Annotated in this window: 18 protein-coding genes and 1 tRNA gene; 4 read left to right on the top strand and 15 right to left on the bottom strand. The window is 26.8% G+C overall.

Features of this window, described 5'->3' with window-relative positions:
* Nucleotides 1-33 precede the first annotated feature (33 nt).
* Nucleotides 34-1,596 carry a substrate-binding domain-containing protein gene (locus CJF60_RS04680; RefSeq protein ID WP_159444203.1) on the bottom strand — a complete coding sequence of 521 codons (1,563 nt, stop codon included), beginning with the start codon at nt 1,594-1,596 and terminating at the stop codon, nt 34-36.
* Nucleotides 1,597-1,923: 327 nt separating this feature from the next.
* Between CJF60_RS04680 and CJF60_RS04675 the strand changes: the two genes are divergently transcribed.
* The 3 genes from CJF60_RS04675 to CJF60_RS04665 all read left to right on the top strand — a co-directional run bounded on the left by CJF60_RS04675 (nt 1,924) and on the right by CJF60_RS04665 (nt 5,502).
* Complete coding sequence (locus CJF60_RS04675; protein ID WP_084232275.1) at nt 1,924-2,559, top strand: LemA family protein; 636 nt, start codon at nt 1,924-1,926, stop codon at nt 2,557-2,559.
* A 146-nt stretch (nt 2,560-2,705) separates the two neighbouring features.
* On the top strand, nt 2,706-4,469 hold the full coding sequence (locus CJF60_RS04670) for a DUF2130 domain-containing protein (protein ID WP_084232276.1): 1,764 nt from the start codon (nt 2,706-2,708) through the stop codon (nt 4,467-4,469).
* A 97-nt stretch (nt 4,470-4,566) separates the two neighbouring features.
* Nucleotides 4,567-5,502: a DUF3137 domain-containing protein gene (locus CJF60_RS04665; RefSeq protein WP_084232277.1), complete on the top strand. Its 936-nt coding sequence runs from the start codon at nt 4,567-4,569 to the stop codon at nt 5,500-5,502.
* A gap of 115 nt (nt 5,503-5,617) precedes the next feature.
* Here the strand turns inward: CJF60_RS04665 and CJF60_RS04660 are convergent, their stop codons facing one another.
* The 9 genes from CJF60_RS04660 to CJF60_RS04620 all read right to left on the bottom strand — a co-directional run bounded on the left by CJF60_RS04660 (nt 5,618) and on the right by CJF60_RS04620 (nt 18,548).
* A complete protein-coding gene (locus CJF60_RS04660) occupies nt 5,618-6,655 on the bottom strand; it encodes a hypothetical protein (protein WP_084232278.1) in 1,038 nt (345 codons plus the stop codon).
* A gap of 227 nt (nt 6,656-6,882) precedes the next feature.
* Nucleotides 6,883-7,902: a hypothetical protein gene (locus CJF60_RS04655; protein WP_143823397.1), complete on the bottom strand. Its 1,020-nt coding sequence runs from the start codon at nt 7,900-7,902 to the stop codon at nt 6,883-6,885.
* A 25-nt stretch (nt 7,903-7,927) separates the two neighbouring features.
* The gene (locus CJF60_RS04650; protein ID WP_084232280.1) at nt 7,928-10,030 is read right to left on the bottom strand and encodes a S8 family serine peptidase; all 2,103 of its coding nucleotides are present in this window, start codon (nt 10,028-10,030) and stop codon (nt 7,928-7,930) included.
* 438 nt (nt 10,031-10,468) lie between these two features.
* Nucleotides 10,469-11,293 carry a hypothetical protein gene (locus tag CJF60_RS04645; RefSeq protein WP_143823398.1) on the bottom strand — a complete coding sequence of 275 codons (825 nt, stop codon included), beginning with the start codon at nt 11,291-11,293 and terminating at the stop codon, nt 10,469-10,471.
* A 31-nt stretch (nt 11,294-11,324) separates the two neighbouring features.
* Entirely contained in the window at nt 11,325-11,720 is a 396-nt protein-coding gene (locus CJF60_RS04640; RefSeq protein WP_084232282.1) for a hypothetical protein, read from the bottom strand.
* Between the two features lie 521 nt (nt 11,721-12,241).
* Nucleotides 12,242-13,420 (bottom strand): hypothetical protein, encoded by a 1,179-nt coding sequence (locus CJF60_RS04635; protein WP_084232283.1) that lies wholly within the window; start codon nt 13,418-13,420, stop codon nt 12,242-12,244.
* A 704-nt stretch (nt 13,421-14,124) separates the two neighbouring features.
* Nucleotides 14,125-15,273 (bottom strand): hypothetical protein, encoded by a 1,149-nt coding sequence (locus tag CJF60_RS04630; protein ID WP_084232284.1) that lies wholly within the window; start codon nt 15,271-15,273, stop codon nt 14,125-14,127.
* Nucleotides 15,245-17,161, bottom strand: a complete 1,917-nt coding sequence (locus CJF60_RS04625) for a S8 family serine peptidase (RefSeq protein ID WP_084232285.1) — start codon at nt 17,159-17,161, stop codon at nt 15,245-15,247. The genes CJF60_RS04630 and CJF60_RS04625 overlap by 29 nt, the downstream gene beginning before the upstream one ends.
* Before the next feature lie 262 nt (nt 17,162-17,423).
* On the bottom strand, nt 17,424-18,548 hold the full coding sequence (locus CJF60_RS04620; RefSeq protein ID WP_084232286.1) for an Asp23/Gls24 family envelope stress response protein: 1,125 nt from the start codon (nt 18,546-18,548) through the stop codon (nt 17,424-17,426).
* A gap of 337 nt (nt 18,549-18,885) precedes the next feature.
* On the opposite strand from CJF60_RS04620, the gene CJF60_RS04615 reads away from it, so the two are divergent.
* Entirely contained in the window at nt 18,886-19,458 is a 573-nt protein-coding gene (locus CJF60_RS04615) for a hypothetical protein (protein ID WP_143823580.1), read from the top strand.
* 53 nt (nt 19,459-19,511) lie between these two features.
* On the opposite strand, the gene CJF60_RS04610 is transcribed toward CJF60_RS04615, so the two are convergent.
* The 5 genes from CJF60_RS04610 to CJF60_RS05260 form a co-directional block, all read right to left on the bottom strand.
* Entirely contained in the window at nt 19,512-21,593 is a 2,082-nt protein-coding gene (locus tag CJF60_RS04610; protein ID WP_084232288.1) for a hypothetical protein, read from the bottom strand.
* A 119-nt stretch (nt 21,594-21,712) separates the two neighbouring features.
* A tRNA-Trp gene (locus tag CJF60_RS04605) sits at nt 21,713-21,786 on the bottom strand.
* 93 nt (nt 21,787-21,879) lie between these two features.
* Nucleotides 21,880-24,480, bottom strand: a complete 2,601-nt coding sequence (locus CJF60_RS04600; protein WP_084232289.1) for a DEAD/DEAH box helicase — start codon at nt 24,478-24,480, stop codon at nt 21,880-21,882.
* Complete coding sequence (locus tag CJF60_RS04595; protein ID WP_143823400.1) at nt 24,480-24,719, bottom strand: hypothetical protein; 240 nt, start codon at nt 24,717-24,719, stop codon at nt 24,480-24,482. Before CJF60_RS04595 ends, CJF60_RS04600 begins: the two co-directional genes overlap by 1 nt.
* An 82-nt stretch (nt 24,720-24,801) precedes the next feature.
* On the bottom strand, nt 24,802-25,017 hold a 216-nt coding region (locus CJF60_RS05260), incomplete at its 5' end, for a hypothetical protein (RefSeq protein ID WP_214608181.1).

Here is a 25,017-nt window from a genome sequence, read left to right as displayed (position 1 = left end):
GGTTAAATCTTTTTATAGTTATAGATTTAAGAATTATTTTGGAAATTCTGTAGCAACATTATCCTGAGTAACAATTGTTGGAGAAAGCAGAATTGTTGTGATTGCTTTTGATTGAGCTTTATATGAGGTTGTGTTAATTACAAAATTATCATTAGGGTTACTGATTTTTAATCATGCATGAATTTGATCTTTAGTTGCATTTGGATATGCAGCAAGTAATGTTAAAATTGCAACACCAGCTCTAGAAAGTGGTTCATCTGCTTTTTTAATAGTCATGTCAATTTTACTATTTTTTGCTCTTAATGACTCTAATGATTCTGTATTACCATCTTGTCCAGTAATATAAACTGATTGTCATTTAGTGTTTCCACCACCGATATTTGATAATTCAGTTGCTAATGCGTTAGCAACACCATCATTAGGTGCTAAAATACCTACTAAATTTGATTGTTTTTCAGTACCTGCATTATTTCAAATTGGAGTAAATTTCTTTGCAGCATTTTCACCAATTCATTTAGGAGTAGCAACATCTGCAAATGTTGTATTGGTATTTAAGAATAGTAAGTTTGTGTCTTCAGCTTTAGCTGCATTAATTACACTCATTGCTCCATCGAAGAAAATTTTTGAGTTATTATCTTCTTGAGCACCTGCAGATAAATAAATATATTTAGCTGATGTAAATTTGTGTTCTTTAACATAATCAACTAATGCTTTAATATTGTCTGCATTTGATTTAGCACTATCAAAATTAACTGTTGCACTGTAAATTCCCTTAATTAAGCTAAATCCTTGCATCACACCTACTCGTTCATTATCATATGTTACGTAGTAATCATAGTCTGAACTACCTGTAATTAAACGGTCGTAGGCAACAAGTGGTACATTTTTAGCTTTTGCAGCATCAACTAATGGTTTAGAAGAATCTGCATCAACTGTTGAAACTAAAATACCTTTTGCCCCATTATTTAAGGCAGTTTCTAAAGCACTATTTTGCTCTGCTTGCCCTTCTATATTAGTTGTGCTTCCTGAAAAACCATAGTTTCTAGCAGCTGTATTTAAGATGTCTCTTGCTGCATTTCATCTAGGGTTAGTTGGGTCACCAACTGATAGACCTAAACTAACACCAGTTGTTCCGTTTTTTTCTTTACCAGTAATTTGTTTTACAAAGTGAACTGATGAATCACCTTTCGTTGCTTTAAGTAAAACATTTAATTTAGATGAATCTGTTCCATCAAATGCTACTGCAACAACATCAACTTTAACAGTCGTATCTGTTGGAGCAGCAACAGTTACATCTGCTTTAGTCAACTCAGCAGTTCTTGTTGCTTTTGTTGTAGTTGATAAAGTTGGAGTTGTATTGCTTTTGTTGTCTTTGAATCAGGTTTCTAAAGCGGCTTTATCATTTGTTCCTGTAACTACTTCAAGATCACCTGTGAACGATAATGTTGTAAGTAAATCTTTGTTCGCTTTCAAGTCATCAAGTACTTTTGATGATGAACTAGCTTGTTGACCACAAGCAATTGCTGTTGCTGCTACAGCAGCTGCACTAAGCGCTAGTGCTGGTAATAAAATATATTTTTTAAAACTTTTTTTCATAATTAAAATATCCTTTGTTTGTATGTATTTAATAGTCATATTTTATTCCTTTCGCAAATTTGTCGGCAATTTTTTTCAAAATTTCATCAAATTGTGAAAAAAATGCCGTTTTTTCATACCAAAGCACTAAAATTTAACTATTAGTACTTATTTTTAATAAATTTTGATATACACCCCCAACTTAATTTAATAGTTAAAATTAGCAACCTAGAGCCTAAAATTTAACTAACTAAAACATTTGATTTAATTAATATTTTTAATTAAATCTGCTTTTTTGATAAGATTGCTATGTTTAAATAATCTTTTAAATCAAAAAAAGGAGACCTTATGAATTTGGTAAACCCTAATAACGAAGGCAAAGAAGCAGGTTTTAACCCTAACGTTGATAACACCGAAAGAAGTGCTAAACTGAGCACTGGTGCAAAAGTAGTTTGAATTATTTTATGAATCTTAATAATTCCACTAATCTACCACGTAGTTAAAAGTAACTGATTTAATCGCCAACAAATGAGCATTAACAATGCTTCTTCAAGTATCGATACATACTTGAAAAACCGTAAAGACACCTTAACAAAACTAGTTGATGCAACAAAAAGTTATGTTAACTATGAAGGTGAAACTTTAAAAGCAATTACTTCACTAAGAAATATGAATATTTCAAGAAATAACTATGGTGATGCTGATGCGATGATCAATTCAGCTTTTGGTCGCTTAATGGCTGTGGCTGAAAATTATCCTCAATTAAAAGCTGAATCAATGTTTCAACAAATGATGGAGCAAGCAACTTATATTGAAAAAGAACTAGCCGCTGCTAGAAGAAACTATAATATGAACGTTACACAATACAATAATCAATTGTATTCATGACCTGCAAGCGTTGTTGCTGGTTTTAAAAACTTAATGCAACTACCTTTATTTGCTGCTTCAGCAACTGACAAACAAGACGTTTCATTATCAATTTAAAACTTTAATCTCTTCAAAAACTTGAAGAGATTTTTTAATGCTTTTTGAGCATTAAAATTGGCTTATTAAAAACTTCCAGATTTTTCCACAATTCTTTTTTAATCGAGTAATAATAAAATTATATACATACATCAAGGTGGTTAAATATGAATCCAAAATTCAAACTAGAAATTATTAATGGCAAAGTAGTTTTAGTAACTAATAATAGCCATATCAGCATAAATGAAATTATTGCTGAATTAATTTCAAGTAAAAATGATCTTTTAGAACAAGATCAAAAAGCATGAGAAGACTTAATGGAAAAAGTTTTCGAATTTGTTAATAAAACAAATAAAAGAGAATTAACTGATAAGGAAAAAGAAGAACTAGTTAAAAATAGTCCTTTATTCAAAGCAGTTGAAAGTGACAGAATTAGATTAGAAGCTGAAAAGCAAAAAATCGAATCTGAAAAAGAGAAACTTGCTGAAAGAGAGAGAAAATCAGCAGAACAACTAAGCAAAGAAATTACTAATCTGCAAATTCAAATTAACAATGTTGAAAATGAGAAAAAAGTAATCGATGCAGAATTGACACGTGAGCGACAGTCTAAAGAGGCCGAAATTGCCGCAAAGAAAAATGAAATTGATCAACTTTTAAAAATTGAAAAAGCAAGATTACAATTTGCTTCAGCAGATGAAAAAATTAAAATGCAAGATGAGCATAATAAGAGTCTTGAATTTTTAAAAGAGCAACGTAATCAATTAGAATTAGAGAAACTATCTGTTGAAAATGAGCTAAAAAAAGAGAAGGAATTTAAAACAAATGAATTGCTTCAAAAAGAAAATGAACTTAAAAAAGAATTAGAAATTGAAAAATTAAGATTAAAAGATGAATTAACCTCAAAACTTAATCAAGAGTTTGAAAGTAAAAAAGAAGAACTTATTAAAAAAATTAAAGAAGAAGAATCAAATCAATTAGAAGCACGCTTCGAAGAGCAAAAAAAATTCATTTCTGAAGAATATGAAAAACGACTACTAGAAAAAAATGAACAGATAAAAGAAGCTGAGCAAAAAGCGCAAACACGCTTAACAAGCAATATTAAAGTTCGTGGAAATGAATTAGAAAATTATTTATGAAGTCAAGCAAGAGAATTTTTAGTGGATAAAAATTTATCTTTTAGAAAGGCTGAAAAAATCAATAATACCTTGCCTGATTTTATTCTTGAAATTTTATACAATGACAAACTTGAAAGAAAATATGTGCTTGAAATGAAAACTGAATTATCTGAAAATGGGAAACAAAAAAACAGAGACTTCTATGAGAAACTAGAAAAAGATCGTAAAAATAATAATGCTGATTTTGGAATTCTAATTACTGAATTAGAAAAAGAACAAAACTTCATGGTTCGATTTGTTTCAGGTAATGATAGATTGCTTGAAATGAGACCAGACTATTTCTTAACCTTCTTTATCAATCAAAAAAGAGACATGCTTGAACTTGCTAGAAGAAGGGAAGAAATAGCTAGTGATTCAGAATTTAAGGATCTTAAAGCACGTGAAACAATTAGAGAATTTTTTGAAGAATTAAAATTGCATATCACTAAAAATCTAATTGGAATTATCCAAACAGAATTAGATACAATTATGAGAAGAGTTGAAACAATTGAAAAAGCTACTAAGAGTATTCGTAAAAGTATTACTGTTACTATTAAAGAAAAATCAATTAGATCAACAATTGATCTACTAGAAAATACTGAAAAATTTATCGAAGCAACTTCTAAATTAAAACCTAAAGATCCATTAACAATTGAAAAAGAAAAACAAGCTAATAAAGAACAAATTAGACTGATTCAAAAAGAAACTGAGGTTTATGAACCTGAAGATGATTCTGAATTTGAAGTAATTGATGAAGATGAAGAAGATCAAAAATAGTTAATTAATCAACTAATTTTCTACCACTTAAAATTAATATTTTAAGTGGTTTTTTATTGCAGTTAATTAACTAATATTATTTATAATAAGGATTAATATGAAAAAAGTTACAGAGCCACTTAGTTATAAAGAATTTGAACAGCGTGTTTATCGCTACACTTATCCTTTTGTAATTGAAACAGTTGAAAAGTTTTTTAAAGAACATCAAAGGCAATTAAAATGATTAAACCCTGGATGACTTGTTTTAGGAATTTTATTACTTCCTGTTTTTTTTATCGGAATCGCCTTCATTGTACTTTATTGAAGTTCTTCATCGTTATTAATAACTGAATTAAAAAGACAATTAAAACCTAATCATATTTATAAAAATATTTTTGATAGTATTTCTGAAGATTTTGAATTTATCTCAGCACAAAATAGTGGTGATTTAGATCCTAGAGATTATCCAATTGCTAGTTATGGTGTACCAGTAATGGCTTTTAAAAGCATCGTGCAACGTTCACCTGAATTTAATATTAGATATCGAGAAAATCTTTTCTCGATTAGATCACTAACTTATGAATGAGTTGAAACAGTTGGTAAGGTGGAAACTAGAAGAAGACAAGAAGTTGCCATTGCTAAAATGCTAATGAAACCTAATGAATTAAGTGATTTTGATTTTACTTGATTTCAAAAAAGTTTATTTACTCGCTCACAAAATATTCAAACTGAAAATAAACAATTTAATAGTGTCTTTGCCATGAAAAGTAACGACCCTATTAAAGCCTTAATGGTAGCAACTCCTTATTCAATGGAAACTTTATTAAAGCATTATCGAAATAATATTTCAACTAACTTATTACATTTAACTAAGAATAGAAATACCTTTAAAATTTCTTTTGCAGTTTCTTTAAAAGGCTTTTTAATTTTAAATTATCAAGTTACAAATAATCATGAAGTGGTTGTCAGAAATATTCTAGGTGACATCATGGGCGACATGTATGAACTATATTCAATCATTGCTTTAATGGCAATTCCACCAATGTTAGATTAATTAAAATAATGACCTTTATGAAATTTCATAAAGGTTTTTTATTAATCTTTTTATCTAAGTTAACTAGCAAAAACTGCATAAAAAAATGGTTGCTTTTGCAACCAGATTTCACTTTTTAAACAATTCCTAATTCTATTGGAATTCTAATTAGTAAATAAATTTGGAAGATTTCATTAATAATTGAATTAGCAAAATTGTTAGCAATTTTATCAGTTAATAATGAGAAACCAAAATGTAAACTAGGTGTGTAATCAATATAAGGAACAAACTTAATTTGCAATGAATTGTCAATTTTTTCTAAGCTTCATTTTTTAGCTCTAATTCCTGATTTAGCTAAATTTAATAAAGTTGCTTTTGTTTTTTCATCAAGTAATTCTTTTAATAAATTAATGCTATTAGTTTTAGGTTTAAAGAAACTATCAAATTCTTCATTAGCAGATTCAAATTCTCTTAGTTTATCAAAACGTGGTGAATCAGATTTTAAGGTAAAGATTAATTTTTTATAAAACTGTACATTTTTTTGACTTGTACTTAAATCATATTTAACAAGTCCAATTACTCTTTTAGGAAAGAGATCTTTTTTCTTTCCTCAAGTATAACTTTGCAATTGGAAAATAATTTTTGAGCCATTATATTCTAGTAACATCTGATTAGTACGGGAATTAATTAAACCTTCTTCAGGAATTTCAAATTCGCCTGTATGTCTCACTGAACTTAGTTCTAAAAAGTCTTTATCAGCTGCTCCATAAAATTTAAAACCTTGAAAATTAGCAAACACTCTTTTGTAAATTAATGTTTTATCAATTACATTTGAAAGATATTGAATGATTTTATTTCTTCTTGTAATTCTGGTTACAAATAATAAAAAGGCAATTAAGAAAACAACGATTGCAGCAAAGGCTAAAGCAATTTGATAAATCTGAGCTTGCCCTGGATTTAAAATTAATCAAGTAGCAACTGCTGTTGCAATTGCTGCAACACCAATTACAAATAAAATTATTATAAAAATACCAAAGAAGAAACTATTAATAAATAATCACCATGATGGTAATTCCTTAATTCTTTTTTCAATTCTTGGAATTAATAGTAGTTTAATTCCATCACGGTTTGCTTTACGAAACCGTGTCTGCAGGTCTTTGTAATCTTTAGTCATATTCTTTTCTTTAATATAAATTATACAGTCATTTTTTATCAAAATGAAATTTACTCATACTATTCTAGCAAAAAAGCAAAATATTCGGTAAAAAGTTAATACATGTCGCCGTTTTTCTGCAAAATTTTGAATTAGTTTCATTTAAAGAGTTAAAAAACAGTTTAGAAAAATTCCAAACTGTTTTTCTGTTTTGATTAGGTTGATTAATAGATTTAGGTTAATCTTTTTTATCAGCGACCATAAGGAATATATTCATAACCTTCAATGTCCAAATTTCAATTATTCATATTAAATTCGCTAATTTTATTTTTTTCAATAGGTATTAGCATTGAACTTAATCTTTTTCAGGTTCAAGAGTGATCTCACGCATCATCTGCCATGCAATTATGGCAACCCCTAACTTCTTCATCATACCAAAACATAATTTTTAGTTTATGGTTTTCAGGTTCAATTTTATAAGAGTGAATTTTAATTCCCTTACTTAAATCACCAATTCCTACATTTCCATCTCCATATGAAGGTCTTAGATCTTTAACGAATAAATAATCATAATTTTTAAAATCCATTTTAGAATTAATGGTGTCAAAATTGAAAGTATCTGTTCAAGGGAGGTATTTTTTAGACAATTCTTCATCAGAAAGTTTTTCCTTTTTATACCAATAGAAATAGTCCTCCAAAGACCTAAAATATTTCAAATATTTTTCACGATCTTGATCTTCTAATCTTAATGCCTGTTTTAACTCTCCATCGTTTTTTATTAAGCTAATAGATTTTAAATGATTTGGATAATTTTTTTGATCACTAAAATCGTGAATATAACCTGAATCTATATATCTTGAATCTTGCACATCAACTGCGTTATTAGGTAATTCTGGTTCATAACTTCACTTAAATTTTTTTATAAATTTTATAAATCTATCTGAACCTTGCACTTTTTTAAGCCAAGAAGCTTTTATAACTTTATCTGATATAGTGTGGGGGTTGATATCCTTTCGCACTTTTTCTATTTTACCATTAGTTCAAACACCTTCAAATATTCATTGAAAATCACTAAATGTGAAATCCATAAAATTTCAGGTATTTAGTTGTAAATAGTTTTTGTTATCTTGCGTTTTTTTATCAAATAAGCCAGAACCTTTTAGAATGCTTTTATCATCAAATGGTTCAGGATGGTATGCTGTTCGTTTAAGTGAAACCAGTCCAATTGCTAGTGAAGATGTAAAGATAACAAAAATTGATGAAGCCAATAATATAAAAAATATTTTTCTTTTTTTATATTTGAGAGTAGGTGAAAGCAACGTCTATATCCTTATTTCTAGGTTTATATTCATCTTCTTGGAAATATACATTAAAGCGATATACACCAGACACTTCGGCTTTAAATTCAATAGTTTTTGTATTTGCTTTTTGTGTTTCACCAGACATATTTATAAAATCAGTAGCATTTATTTCCCTTGATCTTCCACTATAGTTTGATGGTTTAACAATTGTTAAACCTAACGGTACAGGACCAGCATGATGCCTAAAACCATATTTTGGATTTTGTTCTGTTCATCCAGAGACATATGAATCTCGATTTTGCCATGTAATATTAGCTCTATATACTTCACCTTCGCTTAAATAAATATAATTAGTATATGGATCACTTTTTGTTCTTTCTTTTGAAAGACTAAAGTAAATTAAATGCTCAAGTGATTCTTTCATTTTAGAAAAATTTGCTGCTCCAAAACCAGTTTTTTGATTATATACTTTATGATTTTCGATTAAATTCGAATCCTCGGAATTAAATAGTGAAGAAGATCTATTTCTCGATCCTGAAATCAAGATACTTTTTGCTATTAATGAATCTGCTCTTTTGTAAAAATAATCAGGATAATTATTTCTCAAAAATGCTATCATTGCAGTAACTGAAGCCGCTGAATAACTAGTCCCAGTTTGCTCAATTTTTTCACCTGGTTCAGGAACTGTTTGTGATATAAATTTATCAGGTACTGAAGTAGTTATATAATTATCTTTTCTAGACCATTCACTTATCTCCCGAGCAGTTACTGGACTTGCTTGTTTAAGCGCTCCCACTACAATTGAATTTAAAGATAACTTGTAACCATCTAGATATTTTGCTAATTCAGGGTTATAACCAAGGTCTGTAGGATCTCCATATATGGTGTGAGCTTTAGAAACATCACCATCATTACCTGCAGATTGTATAAAAATAACTTCGGGATTAGCGTTTATAACATTGTCTAGTCACTCTGCATCTTTATTGTATGAATAATCATTAGTTTCTTTCTCTGCACCCCAACTATTATTGATTATGTAAACATCTTGTCTAATCATACTATCAATTGCATCTGCAGTAGTATTTCAATTTTTTAATGATGTAAGATATAAGATAGGATATGGATTTATACCTTGTTTTCCAACTATAATTTCTGAAACAACATTTGCATGAGTGCTATAATTACCACGATGTTTACCGTGATCTATTGTTAATTCGCTATTTGAAAAAGCATCTAGATTACCTAGATAATTTAAAACACCAGTAGATTCAATAACACCGACTTTAATTCTTTTGCCGTTGTTCCTATTTTCTCTAGACATTTCTCTTTGTTCTTTTAAAACAGCTTCGCTTAATCCCATGCCTAAATAGCGTTTTTTGTTTTCTTCATAATAGTTTTTCCAAAAATTAACATTATTATTTATTTTTGGTATATATGGAGTTTGTGTTGGTATGGGAGAAGGTTCTGGTTTAGGTGCTGGTGGTGGGGATGGATCTTCATGAGTACTAGGTTGGTTTCAAATATAATCATAATATTGCGAGTCCAACGGATTCATTTCTGGAATAAATTTTCACTTGTCAACAGTAACATTTGTATCATGTACATTAACTTGTAAAAGGTCATTTGAATTAATTTTAAGATCTCATATTAACGAAGATAATGTTTTCAAATCATCTTCATCTTGATATGCAACTGATAAAGTTAGAACATATTTTGAAAAAATAAATTCTCTGCTAGTACCAATTGTTTCTTTAATTTGGTCAACATATTTTTGCAATTGTTCAGGACTTATTCCTGCTTTAAAAACTATATCAATTCGATTAGCTCCGTTTTTAATAATTTTTGATTTAGAATCAGAAGATTCAGATTTAAACCCTTCATATTTAAAATAATTTCAACCTAAATTTTTGATTATATTTTCAATAGATTCAGAAATTTTTGGTTGTTGAATTAAATTGTCTTGTTTATTACTTTTTAATTCATGACTTTCATCTTTTGAAGATGTTTGAATTGCAGATACACTTGTAATTGCTGCAATTGAAATCGCACTTACAGAAAGAACTGATAGTGCAATTTTTGATTGTTTAAGATTCACGGTACCTCTTTTTTAGATTTAAAATAATTGTTTTTTTGTTTTTCTAAGTATCTAAATCAACAACAAAAAAACTAGAAAAAAAGAACTGATTTATTGCTTTCCTCCTTATCGCACGCATTATATGTTTTTTACAAAAATGTCGTTTTATAAGATAAAAATATTTTTTTAATAAAAGCATTTTTTAAAAAAAGAGTAAAATTTACACTAGACTAATTCTGCTGAAAATCCTAAGATAAATTTAGAGTAAACAATAACTAAAAACAAAATAAAGTTATTCGATTCTAGAGAATATGAAATTATTTTGCTCCTAATTTAAGCTGAATTTAATATTAAAAATAAGGCTATAACATAAAATCAAATTATAAAAATAACATAAACAAAAAAACAGTTTAGAAAATTCCAAACTGTTTTTTTGTTTTGATTAGGTTAATCTTTTTTTTATATTCTACCGTGAGGTATATAAAAATAACCTAGAATCTCCAAATCTCAATCATTCATATTAAATTCGCTAATCTTATTTTTTTCAATAGGTACCAGCATTGAACTTAATCTTTTTCATGACCAGTAGTGTTCTGCTAATTCATCTAATAGACAATTTTCACAAGGATTAACTTCTTCCTCGTATGTAAATAGGATTGTTAGTTTATGGCTTTCAGGTTCTATTTCAAAATATTTAATTTTAATCCCCTTGCTTAAATCACCAATTCCTAATGTACCATCACCATATGTAGACCTGAGATCTTTAACGAATAAATAATCATAGTTTTCAAAATCCATTTTAGAATTAATGGTGTCAAAATTGAAGGTGTCTGTTCAAGGGAAATATTTTTTTGATAATTCTTCCTCAGAGACTTTTCTGTTTTTTAATGACGGATGAAAATATTCTTCCTGCCCTTTAAAATATTTCAAATATTTTTCACGGCTTTGATCATCTAACCTAAGTGCTTGTTTTAAGTCTCTTTGGTTTTTTATTAAACTAATAGATTTTAAGTTATTTGGGTAATTTTTTTGTTCACTAAAATTGTGAATATAACCTGAATCTACATACTTTGAATCTGGTAAATTAACTGTGACATTTGGTAATTCTGGTTCATACTGTCACAGTCATTTTTTTATAAATCTGTCTTTACCGAAAAATCGATCACCTATAATAACCTTATCTGATGGTGAGAATGGAAAACGATCCTTCACCGTTGTATCCATTTTTGCATTAGCTCAAATATCTTCAAATATTCATTGAAAATCACTAAATGTAAAATTCATGAAATTTCAAGTGTTTAATTGTAAATAGTTTTTATTTCCTATCGTTGTTTTTTTTATCAAATAAGCCAGAACCTTTTAAAATTCTCTTATCACCAAATATAACACTCTTAACATATGAAACGACGCCATTATTAATGTCTTTATTATAAAATGTTGCAGGATCATTAGAAGTGCCTTTCTTACTGAATGGTGAAATAGGTTCTTCAGCGTACCCTTTATCATCCAATGATGCAGGATCATTAGAAACATTTTTATTTTCCAAAGGTTCAGGTTCTTTATAAATGCCTTTGTTGTCAGGTGGTGTGTCAATGTTTACTTTTGATGTACACGCAACTAGTGTTGCTGTAATTGCGAGAAAACTTGATGAAGCAAGCAATATAAGAAAAGCTTTTCTTTTCTTATATTTTGATTTACTAGAAATCAACATTATATAAACCTTTCAACTTAGTAATTGAAATTCTTATTTCAAAATTTTTATTTTTCATTTTAACCTTCTTTTTTAAATTGAAAATAATTGTTTTTTTGTTTTTCTAGTATCTAAATCAACAACAAAAAAACTAGAAAAAAGAACTGATTTATTGCTTTCCTCCTTATCGCACGCATTATATGTTTTTTGTAAAAATGTCGTTTTATAAGATAAAAATATTTTTTTAATAAAAGCCTTTTTTAAAAAAAGAGTAAAATATAAAATAGACTGATTCTGCTGAAAATCCTAGGATAAATTTAGAACAAATAACACCTGAAATAAAAACAAAACAAGGTGAATTTAATTTTAAAGTATATGGAATCAAAATAAAACAAAATTAATTCTTAACTAGTAATGTTCACAAAATTAAATTAAATTCATATATCTAAAATCTTTTAAAAAACAGCTTGGCAAGATAGCTAAACTATCTTAATTTTTGATTATTTAATTAATTAACAAATGATTGGTTTTATAGTTTAGATTTAGTAAACAACAGGGCTCCAAAAACTTATTTCTATTTTTCAATCATTCATATTAAAGTCATTAAGTTTATTTTTTTCAATTGGTATAAACATTGAACTTAATCTTTTTCAATATCATTCTGAAGCAGCATTACTACTATAGACTGATTCAGGAATTGGACATTTAGGACAAGGATCAATTTCTTTATCATATGAAAAAGTAATAGATACTTTTTTATTATCAGGCTCAACTTTATAAGAATGTATTTTTATTCCTTTGCTCAGGTTCCCTATGCCCTTTCCAGTGTATATATTAGTAGCTCTTAAATCCTTAATAAATAGATAATTATTTTTTTCAAAATCCATTTTTGAGTTGATAGTTTTAAAATTAAAACTATCTGTTCAAGGGAAATATTTTTTACTTAATTCTTGGTCAGAAAGTGGCTTGTTATTGAGAGAATAATAAGCAGTTTTTTCGAGCATTTTAAAGTATTTTAAATACTTTTCTTTATCATTTTCTTCTAACCTTAATGCCTGTTTTAATTCAGTTTCATTTCTTACTAGACTAATAGATTTTAGGTGATTAGGATATGGTTTTTGCTCACTAAAAGGTTTTAAGAAATCTTCATATTGATTATTTGAATTAATAACAAATTTTGGTTCATATTCTCAATTTCATTTTTTAATAAATTTTTCTGATCTAAGTTTATAAGAACCATCAAATTCAACTGGATATCAGTAATATGAATTTTTATCTTTTTCTGTTTTATCTAATTTTTTATTTTTTCAACTGTCTTTTCATATTCATTGGAAATCACTAAATGTGAAATCCCTATAATTTCAGGTGTTTATTTGTAGGTATTGTTTATTATCGCTAGTCATTCTTTCATATAATACAGAGCCTTTAAGAATCCCTCTATTATTATATTTTGAAGGTTCCATAGTGTTGTCTACATCGTAAAATCATGATGGAAATGTGTAATAACTTACATCTTCATCTGGTTCAGATTCTTTTGGAATGACCTTATTTTCTAAAGGTGCAGGTTCTTTAGGAATATCTTTATTTTCAGGTGGTGTGTCAATGTTTACTTTTGATGTACACGCAACTAGTGTTGCTGTAATTGCTAGAAAACTTGATGAAGCAAGCAATATAAGAAAAGCTTTTCTTTTTTTATATTTTGATTTACTAGAAATCAACATTATCTAAACCTTTCAACTTAGTAATTGAAATTCTTATTCCAAAATTTTTATTTTTCATTTTTACCTTCTTTTTTCAGTAATTAGTTAATGTGTTTTGTTTGTTTATTTTCTAAAATAATCAATCATCAAAACGAACAACAAAAAACAGATTGATTATTTTTTTTATATTTTCTTTTCTTCGTGCGAATTATATGATTATTGTAAAAATGTCGTTTTATAAGATGAAAATATTTTTTTAGTAAAAGCATTTTTTAAAAAAAGAGTAAAATTTAAAATAGACTAAAACTTACATAATTTGAATTTAAAATTATGGCTTAGTGGTTAACTAAAAAATAAAATAGATACATTGTTATTTCTAATTTATACTTATTCGTTTAACCGAATTATTGCTCAAAATTGATGAAACAAAGTTAAATTTAATCATCAAATTTCATAGTTTAAAACAGTTTCGAAAACATGTCTAACAGTGTTTAAATTTTGTTCCTAATTAAGTAAGAGCAAAAAATTGATAACATATAAGACAATTATTTTTCAAAGAGTGTGTTTGTATTTTAATAAACCCTAAGGTTATTAAACATATTAAAAAATTTAAAATAACTTTCATTAAAAAAAATAAACTTCCATAAAGAAAGTTTATTAAATAAATTTATGATTCACTAATTACACATAAAAATTATGAATAATTTTAGATCTCATAATTAATTTTAAGGTTCATTTTTAGTTCATAAGTCATGTATTTCGGTTGTATATTCGTGTTCTTTATATGTTATAGTTCAATCATTAAAATCAAAATCACTTAACTTATTTTTTTCAATAGGAATCATAAAAGAAGTTAATCTATTTGATGCTCCAGTTCAAGATATATTGTTAACAAATTGCCTTGGCAGTAGTGCACTCTTTTCCCTAAAATCTAGAGTAATATTTTTGTTTTTAATATCAATATCGTAATCTTCAATAGTAATGCCCCCATCTAAAAGTACATCTGCTTCACCATTGTTAACTTCCAAATTCCAAAAGTCTTTTAAAAATAAATAATTATATTTTTTAAGATCCATCTTTTCTTTTATTAATGGATAATTAAATGTTTTAGATCAAGGGAGAAATCTACTTTTAATATCTTTTTTAGCCACGCAATATGGTCCATATTTACAGCCATTATTATAATCTCATCCAGTTACTTTATCTATTGATTTGAAATACTCATAGTAAGTTTTTCAACTTTCATCATCAAATCTAAGAGCAATTTTTAAATCATCTTCATTTTCAATTAAACTAATTGATTTATGATTCGTATCAAAATTCTTTTGGATTTCAGGCTCTTCAATATGAAAATTGGAATTTTCTCCACTTCAAATTCATGTGTGCTTATTTCCGTTTTCGTAAATCCATTCACTTTTTTTAATAAAACCACCAGCTATATTTGGTTTCATTTTAGGCGTTTTTTCGTTAGTTTTACCTTTGACTAGTTCATCGTCTTTCTTTATTTTTACAGCACCGTCTAAAGATTTTTCATCTCCTGGCTTATATCAAGCCCAATATCAATCACTAAAAGTAAAAAACTTAAAGCCAAATGTGTTCAACTGTACAAACGGTTTTTTATTACTAGTTACTTTTTCGTAGATAGCTGCACTAGGATTTTTTATAAGTGCTGAATCTCAGTATTTACCCCACTTTTCAAAAGGGTTGGATGGCATTTTTTCGACTGGATTGATTGGTTCAACTTTAGGCTTTTCTGGTTCAACATTTTGTGAGCAAGCAACCAGAAATGAAATAGATGAAACAGTTGAAATAGTAAATAATCAAAATACTATTTTACTGCGTTTTTTATATTGCTGAATAGGTGAATGCAACATCTACGTCTTTTTTTCTACTTTCGTCCTTTTGAGAAATATTAAAAGTATAATAGCCGGAATCATCAGCAATAAATTCAACTGTTTTAGTATTTGCTTTTTGTTCTTTGAATCAATTTTTTGCCTCAGTGTGCTTATTAGAAGGTGTGACTACATCTAAATCTAAAGATAACGGACCTTTATACCAAGAAAGCCTTTCTCTTTTGTAGTTATCATTTAGCCAAGTTATATTGAATCTATATTTTCTACCACCTTGCAAATAAATTTTTTTGGTTATGGGGTTGCTATTAGTATTATTTTTACCTAATTTAAAATAATCTAGATGGAGCAATGACTCTTTTACTTTAGAGAATTCAGGTCTTCCAAACCCAACTTGTTGTTCATACACATATGAGTCATTTCATCTTATTCTACCTAATCCTAAACGCATATATGAACCTTCTGTTCTTGAACCTGCAATTAGTGCACTTTTCATTATGATCGAGTCGGCTCCCATATCAAAATATCTTGGGTAATTAGTTTTTAAAATTGATGCAATAGCAGCAATCGTAGGAGCAGACATACTATTACCAGTAACATTTCTGCCATCAAATGGCACATCAAACATAGAATGAAATTTATCAGGAGTAGAAGTAGAAATATAATTATCGGTATATGAATATTCACTTGATGGTCTTGCTAATATGCTGTCCGCATCCATTAAACTACCAACAATTATAGAATTTTGAGATAGTGTTGTGTCATTAATATATCTTAGTCACATGTTAGGAATTTTTTTACCATATTTATTTAACTGTTCTGCCTTACCCTCATTACCTGCTGCAATAATAAAAATGACTTCTGGATTTTTTGAAATAAATTCATCAACAAGCCCTGCAAGTTCATTATAGTATATGCCAGAACTGTCTGTCATGGAACCTGTATAGTTTTGAATGTAAACTCCTTCTTTTACTAACGATTCCATAATTCTTGTTAAAAATTTTTTATCATAAGCATGAACTTTTTTACCGTGCGTTTTATTATAGATAGAAACATAAGGATTTAATCCTTGTTTTCCAATTATTACTTCTGCAACTGTATCAGCATGAAATTTATCGGGGTCATTAGGGTCGTATTCAAAATTACTAGTATCAACATTTATATCTTTTGTAGCAAAATTATCAGAATTTTTGTCAATTATATCGCTTGCTTCAATTAGACCTACTTTTGTTTTATTCCCTGCATTAGCTTTGGTCTCCAAATCTTGTCTTTCGCTTGCTAAAATTTCTTTGGTAAGTCCAACTCATTCATACCTTTTTTGATTAACAGGATCATATCTATCTCAAAAAGAAGTATCAGGTTTTTTTGGCTCTTCAGCATGTTTGGGTGGAGGTGTTGGAGAGGGTTCTTCATGAGTACTAGGCTGGTTTCAAACATAATCTCAATATTGTGAATCCAGTGGATTCATTTCTGGAACAAACTTTTCTTTGTCAGAATTTTCATATTTATCGTGTACATTAAGTTGTAAAAGATCATTTGAGTCGATCTTAAGGTCTGATATTAACAAATTTAATTTTTTTAAATCATCTTTATCATCATATGAAATTGACAAAGTTAGAACATATTTATAAAAAATAAGTTCTCTACTAGTACCAATAACTTTTTTGATTTGGTCAACATATTTTTGCAGTTGTTCAGGATTTATTCCTGCTTTAAAAACTATTTCAATTCTGCTAGACCCATTTTTAATTGTTTTTGGTTGTTGAATTAAATTTTCTTTTTTATTAATTTTTAATTCATGATTTTCATCTTTTACAGATGTTTGGATTGCAGACACACTTGTGATCCCTGCAATTGAAAGTACACCAACAGAAAATAATGCTAGTGTAATTTTTAATTTTTTAGATTGCATATAGCCTCTTTTTTAATTTAAATAAAATTGTTTTTTTGTTTTTTAGTATCTAAATCAACAACAAAAAAACGAGAAAAAATAATTGATTTATTATCTATCCATCCTTCTTGTGAACATTATATGATTATTATAAAAATGTCGTTTTATAAGATGAAAATATTTTTTTAGTAAAAGCATTTTTTAAAAAAAGAGTAAAATTTAAAATAGTAAAAATACCACCAAATTCTGGTGGTATTCATAGTTTTTTTATAAGTAAATGTAATTATTTTTTATCAGATACTTCTTCACTTTTTTGATTCTTATAAATTGAGGAAATTAAATAATTAGGTGTTGTGATAATTGAGATTAAAGCAAACATTTGATAGATTTCATTTAATGTATTATTTGTTCAAAAATCAACTTCTTTTTTAAAATTATCTGAATAGTGAAAATTAACTTTTAAAACCTTAGGAGATGAAGGTAAAAACTTAACTAGGATATTATCATCAATTTTTTGAATATGATACATATCAAGGTCAATTGCATTAAAGTTTTCTAGTAAAGTATTTTGCACATCTTTTGTAAAAATTGCTTTTGATAATTGTTCATCATTTGATCTTAGTTTTAATTTCTTATTAAATTCTTCAGAATCTAATTTAATCTTTTTAAGATTATCTGTTTCAGCCAAAACTGAAACCAGAGAAAAATGATAACCTTTTAACTGCTCTTTTTCTTCAGGTGATAATGAGTATTCAATCATTCCTACATTTGCATATAAGTTTTTATTAACACCATTTAATTTTTGTTCTCAAGTTCAAGCTTGAGTTTGAAAAACAACTTGGTGGTTTAAATAATTAAAAATAAATAAAGGTGAGAATTTAAAAATTGAAGCATTATCTCCGATTTTAGGAAATCCTCTTTGGCGATACTTAACAAGGTTTAGTAATAGTTTATCGATACTTTCTGTAAAGTCAAAATCTTCTAAATTTTCAAAAATAATTTTGAAGAATTCTTTATGGTTAATTGACTTATTTAAAATTTTTACAGCTCGTTTTTTAAGTGGTCAAATTAAACCTAAAAAAAATAAACTAATGACCATTAATGCTACTGAAATACCTAATAATAAATATAAAACTAAATCTGAATAGGTATTTGGATTAGCAAAGTTGGCATCAAATAATCTAGTTCAAACAATAAAGGTTATTAAGCCGACTAATAAAGAAATAATGAAAACAATCAAATAAACTTTTGATAAGAAAAAACGAATTACAGCAGGAATATTTTGCTTTTTCTCATTCATGTATTCGATTAACTTTTTAGAAATGATTTCTGAGTGTCGATTTATAAATTGTTCTTTTAATTTAGCTGAAAAATGTTTTATATGATTTATTTCTTTGGTATCGTTCATAAGTCATCTCCTAAAAAAGTGCTTGTAAAATTATAAAATTAAAATGCTTATTTTAATGAAAAAATTTAAAGTTTTCAACTAGTAAAAAATACTAAAAAAACAAATTATTAATTAAATGTTTATAATTAAAAATATGAACTTTTTAATGTCGTTTCAATCTAGTCAAATTTGAATACTAAATACCTTTTTAATAATTAGTGCAATTTTACTATTAATACCTATGATAGCCCTTTTTGCTAACTTTTTTATTAAGTTTCGTAAGACTAAAAATTACTCAGTTTATTTTGAATTTAATTGATTATCAGTTTACATATTTTTAAACTATTTAGGAATTGCAATGAACTCTTTTACAATTTCAATTTTTTCATTTATTTGTACTTTATTTTTAATAGCAATTATTGCTTTTAAATTAATTAAAAGCAAATTCAAATTAAATAAATTTTGACTCATAAATATAGCCATTAAATCAATCTTATTTTTAATTGTAATTGTTTTAAATTTTAGATTTTATGATTCAAGTATTTATGTATTTAACCAAGGTCATGTTTTTGATTTTATGCTTTTAATATTTATATTTATTTTAATAACAGTTGAATATGTTTTTGTAGATCACAAAGATTTAAAAGAATTAAAAATAGGAAAAAATAATTTTGTAAATTACTCTGCATTTTTATTAATTGTTCCTTTTTGAATTTTCTTTTTAGCAACAAATGTTTTTCTAACAATTTTTGTTTCCATATTAAATGTTACTCAAACAGGAACATTACTTTCAAGTTTTGATTTTAGAATTTACATGTATATTTTTACAAGTATTATGATGTCAGTTTTAATTTATATTTCTTTTTGAAAATTCAATAAATTTAAATATCATCTTAAAGAATATGATCTAGTTTTTAGTAGTAAAAAATAAATGCTACTACAATATGTAATAGCAATATATTTAAATTTGATTAAAAAGTTAAATTACTTTTTTAATAAGCCTTCAACAATGTCTTTTCCTTTTTCATCTGTTCCATCAGGTTCAACTTCATGGTTTCATAATCTCACTACATTATGTTTATATGTAAAATATAAGCTACTAATTACTCTGCTTGTTTTATTTATTTTAGATTTATCTAATACTTTTGTTTTTTTAGATAAAACATAATCCTTTGGATAAAGCACTCGATTGTATCCAAACTCTTCTTGAATTTTAATATAGGTTTCATGCATTTCTGGATTTTTATATTTAATTAAACTTGGGAAATTTTCAAAAGCAAGGTATTGAGATTCTTCATAAGTGTAAGGAATAATTTGTCTATCTATTGGATCTATATAAACATATATATCTTTTTCTACTTTTATAGTTGAATTTGGTGTCTTATCAAGTTCAAAAAAATAATCTATTTCTTTATAGACTTTTTCATAAAGTTCAAAGTATGGATCCATAAATTTTTTAACAGAAGAAACATAGTTACTTAACTTAGATTCAAAATCTTCAATATTTAGTTTTCCAATATCTTTGACATTGCCTCCATCCAGCATTCTTAATTTGCCGTTTTCAAGTTCAATGAAAAAACAATAAGTGTTATTATTTTTTAGAAGATATAAACTTCTGTATGCCTTATTAATATCAATCTTTTTTCATAATTTCTTATAAAAAGAAATATAATCATCCATTTCAATCTCATGCAATCCATCACTATAGTTTTCAAATTTATTTACTAAGTAAGGAATTATTTTAAAATTAAATTTGGAAGGTAATGCTGAAGAATTATCTTTATCTGCTAAATACATTTGTGTTTTATTAGCACCTTTAAAATTATGATTTTTGATACTTGATAAGTAAATTCAATTTGGGTTAGAATGCTCATTTGACCAATTAGAATCATAGTCATAAGTAACAAAAATAACTTTCATGTCACGAGAAACTTTAAGCAATTTCTTGTGAAAGCGATCAACAATTTCTTTTTCCTTTATCTCTTCTCTTAAGGTAATAAAATTAGCATTACTAATTTTTTCTTTGTTATTTAACCTCTTATCTTTACCTGTAAATCCTGTTCCCCCAAAAATTAAAAAAGGAAAATCAGAAATTATTTCTCTTAATTCCTGATTAGATATATTTGCTAGTTCATCTAATTTTAGTATCCCCAATCCCTGTTCTAAATATACTTCAGGTAAATATAATGTATTGTTTAATAAAAGCACTAGTTCATCAGCTATGTTTTTTGATAAAAAAGAAAAGTATTCTTCAAAAAAATGATAAACATCTTCAATGTTTTCTAACATTGAGTGATCAGGATTATCATCTTGATTATTGTAATAGTCTTGTGCACCAATTATATCTTCTTTTCCTAAAACAACAAAGGTTCTATAAGGAAATACTTTAGCAAACAAATGAAAAAACATGCTATATATTTTGAAGCAACGAGCAATGTTTCCAGCTATTATAATATGATATCTATAAAAATCTTTGTAATCAAAATCTGATTCTAGATTCTTCCTAATTTCCATTAAATAGTCTGCTATAAAAGTTGATGCTTCATCTTCATTTATGCTATCAGGAAATCTTTTTTTCAATTCAATATCGATATTTAAATTACTTAGATATAACATTAATACATCAGTGTTTGTCCTTTTGGTAGTATCTGAATTTATTGATTCTGAATAACTTTTAAAAGTTTCAACATGAGATGCTTCTCTTGAAGAATCATCAATATTTTGTAAACACTTAAACAAGGTATCATCATAAATACCTAAAAGTTTTTCGTTTTTAGAAGAAATTGCAGCATTACTAAAATCATATTCATGATAGTTTTTTAATTGTGAAATATCATAATTCATTAAATTAGTATCTTCTAAGTTTTTCTCTGCTGCTTCATAAAATTCTTCGAAAGTATCATATGTTCTTTCAAAACTTTTGATACTCCCTAGTGGATCTACTCATTTGACATTTTGCTCAGATTTATAAAAATCTTCATCGTCAATAACAGAATCAAAAACTATATGAAATTTATTTTCTAATTTGTCGTATCATTTTTGCGTTACAGTTATTAATTTTTCCATTTTTACCTCTAACTACTTAAAAAATAATTAATTAAATTTTATCTAGATATTTTTTAAATTGGAAAATAAAATGCTATTACCTTGCGAAGTAATAGCATTTTTCTATGGTCATCTTGATATGGCAGAGGCTACAGGAATCGAACCCATACCAGCAGGTTTGGAATCTGTTATACTACCGTTATACTAAGCCTCCATTTTAAAACTAAAAATGACTATTTTTAGTATATCAAAAAATGGACTGCTTAATGATTATCTAAATTAATCTTTAGTAATTTTATTTGCTTGATTAGTTAACTTTTATCTTATTTTTCATGATGTCACTTGACTTATAAATTTTATAATTCATTTTAGAAAAAGAAGCTAAATTTAGAGCAGCAATTGCTTTTGCACGTACATTTCGATTATCAATTTTATTGTCCCCTTTTACTTCTATTATTTCTATTGAACCATCATAGTAATAAACCAGAATATCAGGATAGTATGTTCTTATTAAATTTGAATCAGGATCTATATATTGAACAGATAGCCCGTTTTCTGATCCCGTAAACATACCAGTAAAATATACTTCCTTTACATGCTTGGATTCTAATAAATCCATAAATAATTTCTTTTCAGGAATTGAGTCAAAGCAGTATCTATTTACATGAAAACTTTTCTCGGATTTGCTTTTCACAAAAGAGTCGTTCTTTTCAATAGTTAAATTTTTTGGAGAATTAAAAATAAAATGTTTTGTACCCTTTTTATATTTTATTAATGGAACTGTTTTTAGTTTTGTTTCTGTTTCTTCTTTCAAAAAATACAAATAAGAAAATATTGAAGGAATTAGTTCATCATATAAAATATCATTATACATTGAGACATAATTTAAAATATCATCAAAAGTTTTTGTTTCTTGTAACATTTTATTTATTAATATCGGGTTTTCATTTAAGTATCTAGATATTTCAAATACAATAGAATATTTGCTGTGGACAATATTTTCATTAGAAATAAATTCAGTTTTGGATAAAACATATCTTTTATCAATTCCTTTTTTTACTAAAAGTTTTGATTTATATTTTTCTGTATCTATTCTAGAAACATCAAAGTAAAATGGCTTACTTATGTTGTTTCTATTTAAGGTATAAGATTTTTTTATTTCTGTAAGTGTAATGTTTTTAACAGGTGGAACAATTGATACAATATATTCAGAATTTCTAATTTTTTTCTCAGTTATTGATTTAATGTCAACATTAAAATTTTTCTTTAATTCATTATCCAGTATTTTGTAGTTTTCCTCAGATAAATAAACATGAGCAATTTGTTGTATATTTGTGATGCTTCTTAAACAACGCATTGTTGATTGCAAAACAAATATCTTAGATTTAGGAGATCTAAAGAGAGCCACAGAAAATAATGATCTACAATTTCAACCCTCTCTTCCTTTGTTAACCAATAATAAAACTTGTTTTTTACTGCCCTCTGTACCTACCTGATCGAGATTATTAAAATTATTTATATCTTGGTCCTTAGTTATACTTGAATCACCAACATTCACCAATATTGTTGATATATCCTTCCCTAATTCAACCAAAATAGTTTCAACAACTGGTTTTATTTCTTCAATAATTTCTTTTATATCAGCACCAAAAATTGCTATTTTTGGCATCAAACCTTCATAAAGGTTATCACCATGATAGTTAAAAAAGTCAATTAATACTTTTCTTAAAAATTCCTTATTCTTGACGTTTTCATATCCCTGAATTTCAATATCTTTTAAATATTTATTTCTTATCGCCTCACTTAATTCGTAGGCGTAAACTACTTCAGGTAAGATTTTGTTTTCTACATAAGGAGTTCCAGTATAGTTATAACAAGCTACTAATTTAGTACCTTTTTTCTGAAGTTTTAATGATATTTCATTTATAGTATATCTCAAAGATGTTTCCTTACTATCTTCTGAAAGATCATTTTTCAAATCTGCACCAAACAAATGGTGAGCTTCATCTACGAAGACTCCTAGTTGCTTAAGGCGAATAATTTTTTCGTATCTTTGATTTGCTGCAACTACTTTTTCATCCTTAAAAGTTTCCATTAAACTTTCATAATCATCTGAATAATTATATTCTTCATTAATAAATTTATCCATAGCAGATCTTTGCTTATGGATTTGTTTTAATATTATTTTCTGTGTGTTAGAAATAATTATATTATAGTCACTTCCGTCAATAGTATTCAATGTTGTCGAGGTATCATTCATAAAATGAAATTTAACATTAGTGGTTAAAAAACTTGCGTATTCTGTAGGCATGACTTTATTTAGATCGAATGTTTGAATTTCTTTTAATGATTGCAGAACAGTCTTATCAGGAGCAAATACTAGTGCATTATGGCAAAATCTATCATCTTTAGGAAACTTGCTTGAAACTACAAAATCATAAAAAATACATGTTGCTATAAGTATCGTTTTACCAGTTCCCATTGTTAATGCATAAATATAATTTGGATAATCTCTACTCTCACTGTTTAATCTATCAAAAACTTCTCCATATATATCTGAAGTTATATCATCTACAATAGAAGACTGTTTTCAGTCTGTTTGATATTCTTTATTGGATCTAGCAAATACATTTCTTAATTCAAATTTTTCTTTTTGGTGATACCAGTCATTAAATATTTCCTTAACTTTTTGATTACTAAGATACTCTTTTATGAAAACATAAATTTCAAATGCCTCAAATTGTGGTTTTCTAAGGTAAGCATTTTCATTTTTGCTTTTATCATTGTAGTCCAGAATTTTTCTACTTACACTCTTAAAACTTCTCTTAATAGAATTTTTATTGTCTTTGTAAAATTCTAATAGTGCTTGATAAAACGGAAAATCATTTTTAATTTTTTTAGTTGCCATTATTCAACATCCATTTCTAAAGATTCTGATAATAAATCAGTAATTTTAATTTTAATTTTTCCATGGTTTATAGGTATTCTATATGAACCTATTACTTTTTGATTTTTATTAGGAATATCCACAATTTGTGGTTTAAGGATTTTTCCATCATAGTCATAGTCTATCAATACACTGTCAACTAAATTTTTTCAATCGTCAATAACTTGCTCATCTGCAGATAATTTCTGAAGTAAATTCATCGGATAGAATTCCTTTATCTCAAGAATATTATTTTCAAGCTTTAAATTCGCATGCGAGTCTCTTTTAAAAATTAGATTTGTCTTATCTTTTAATATATCCAAAATCTCAATATCTAATTTGTAGCCCCCCCCCAATCATTTGCAACAGGTTGCCTTTCAAATCAGGCTCATGTCCCATACATATTAAAGTTATTCTATCAACAAACTCATTTTGATCTTCGTTATAAATTTTTTCATATGCTTGATAAGGAAGATTAGCAACTAATTCACCAAGATCTGCTTTTGTTGTAATTCTATT

This window comes from Mycoplasmopsis agassizii (genome assembly GCF_002272945.1).
In the GTDB taxonomy this organism is placed as follows: Bacteria; Bacillota_I; Bacilli_A; order Mycoplasmatales; family Metamycoplasmataceae; genus Mycoplasmopsis_B; species Mycoplasmopsis_B agassizii.
Note: the sequence above shows the minus strand (reverse complement) of the source record. Positions and strands in the feature narration are given on the sequence as shown.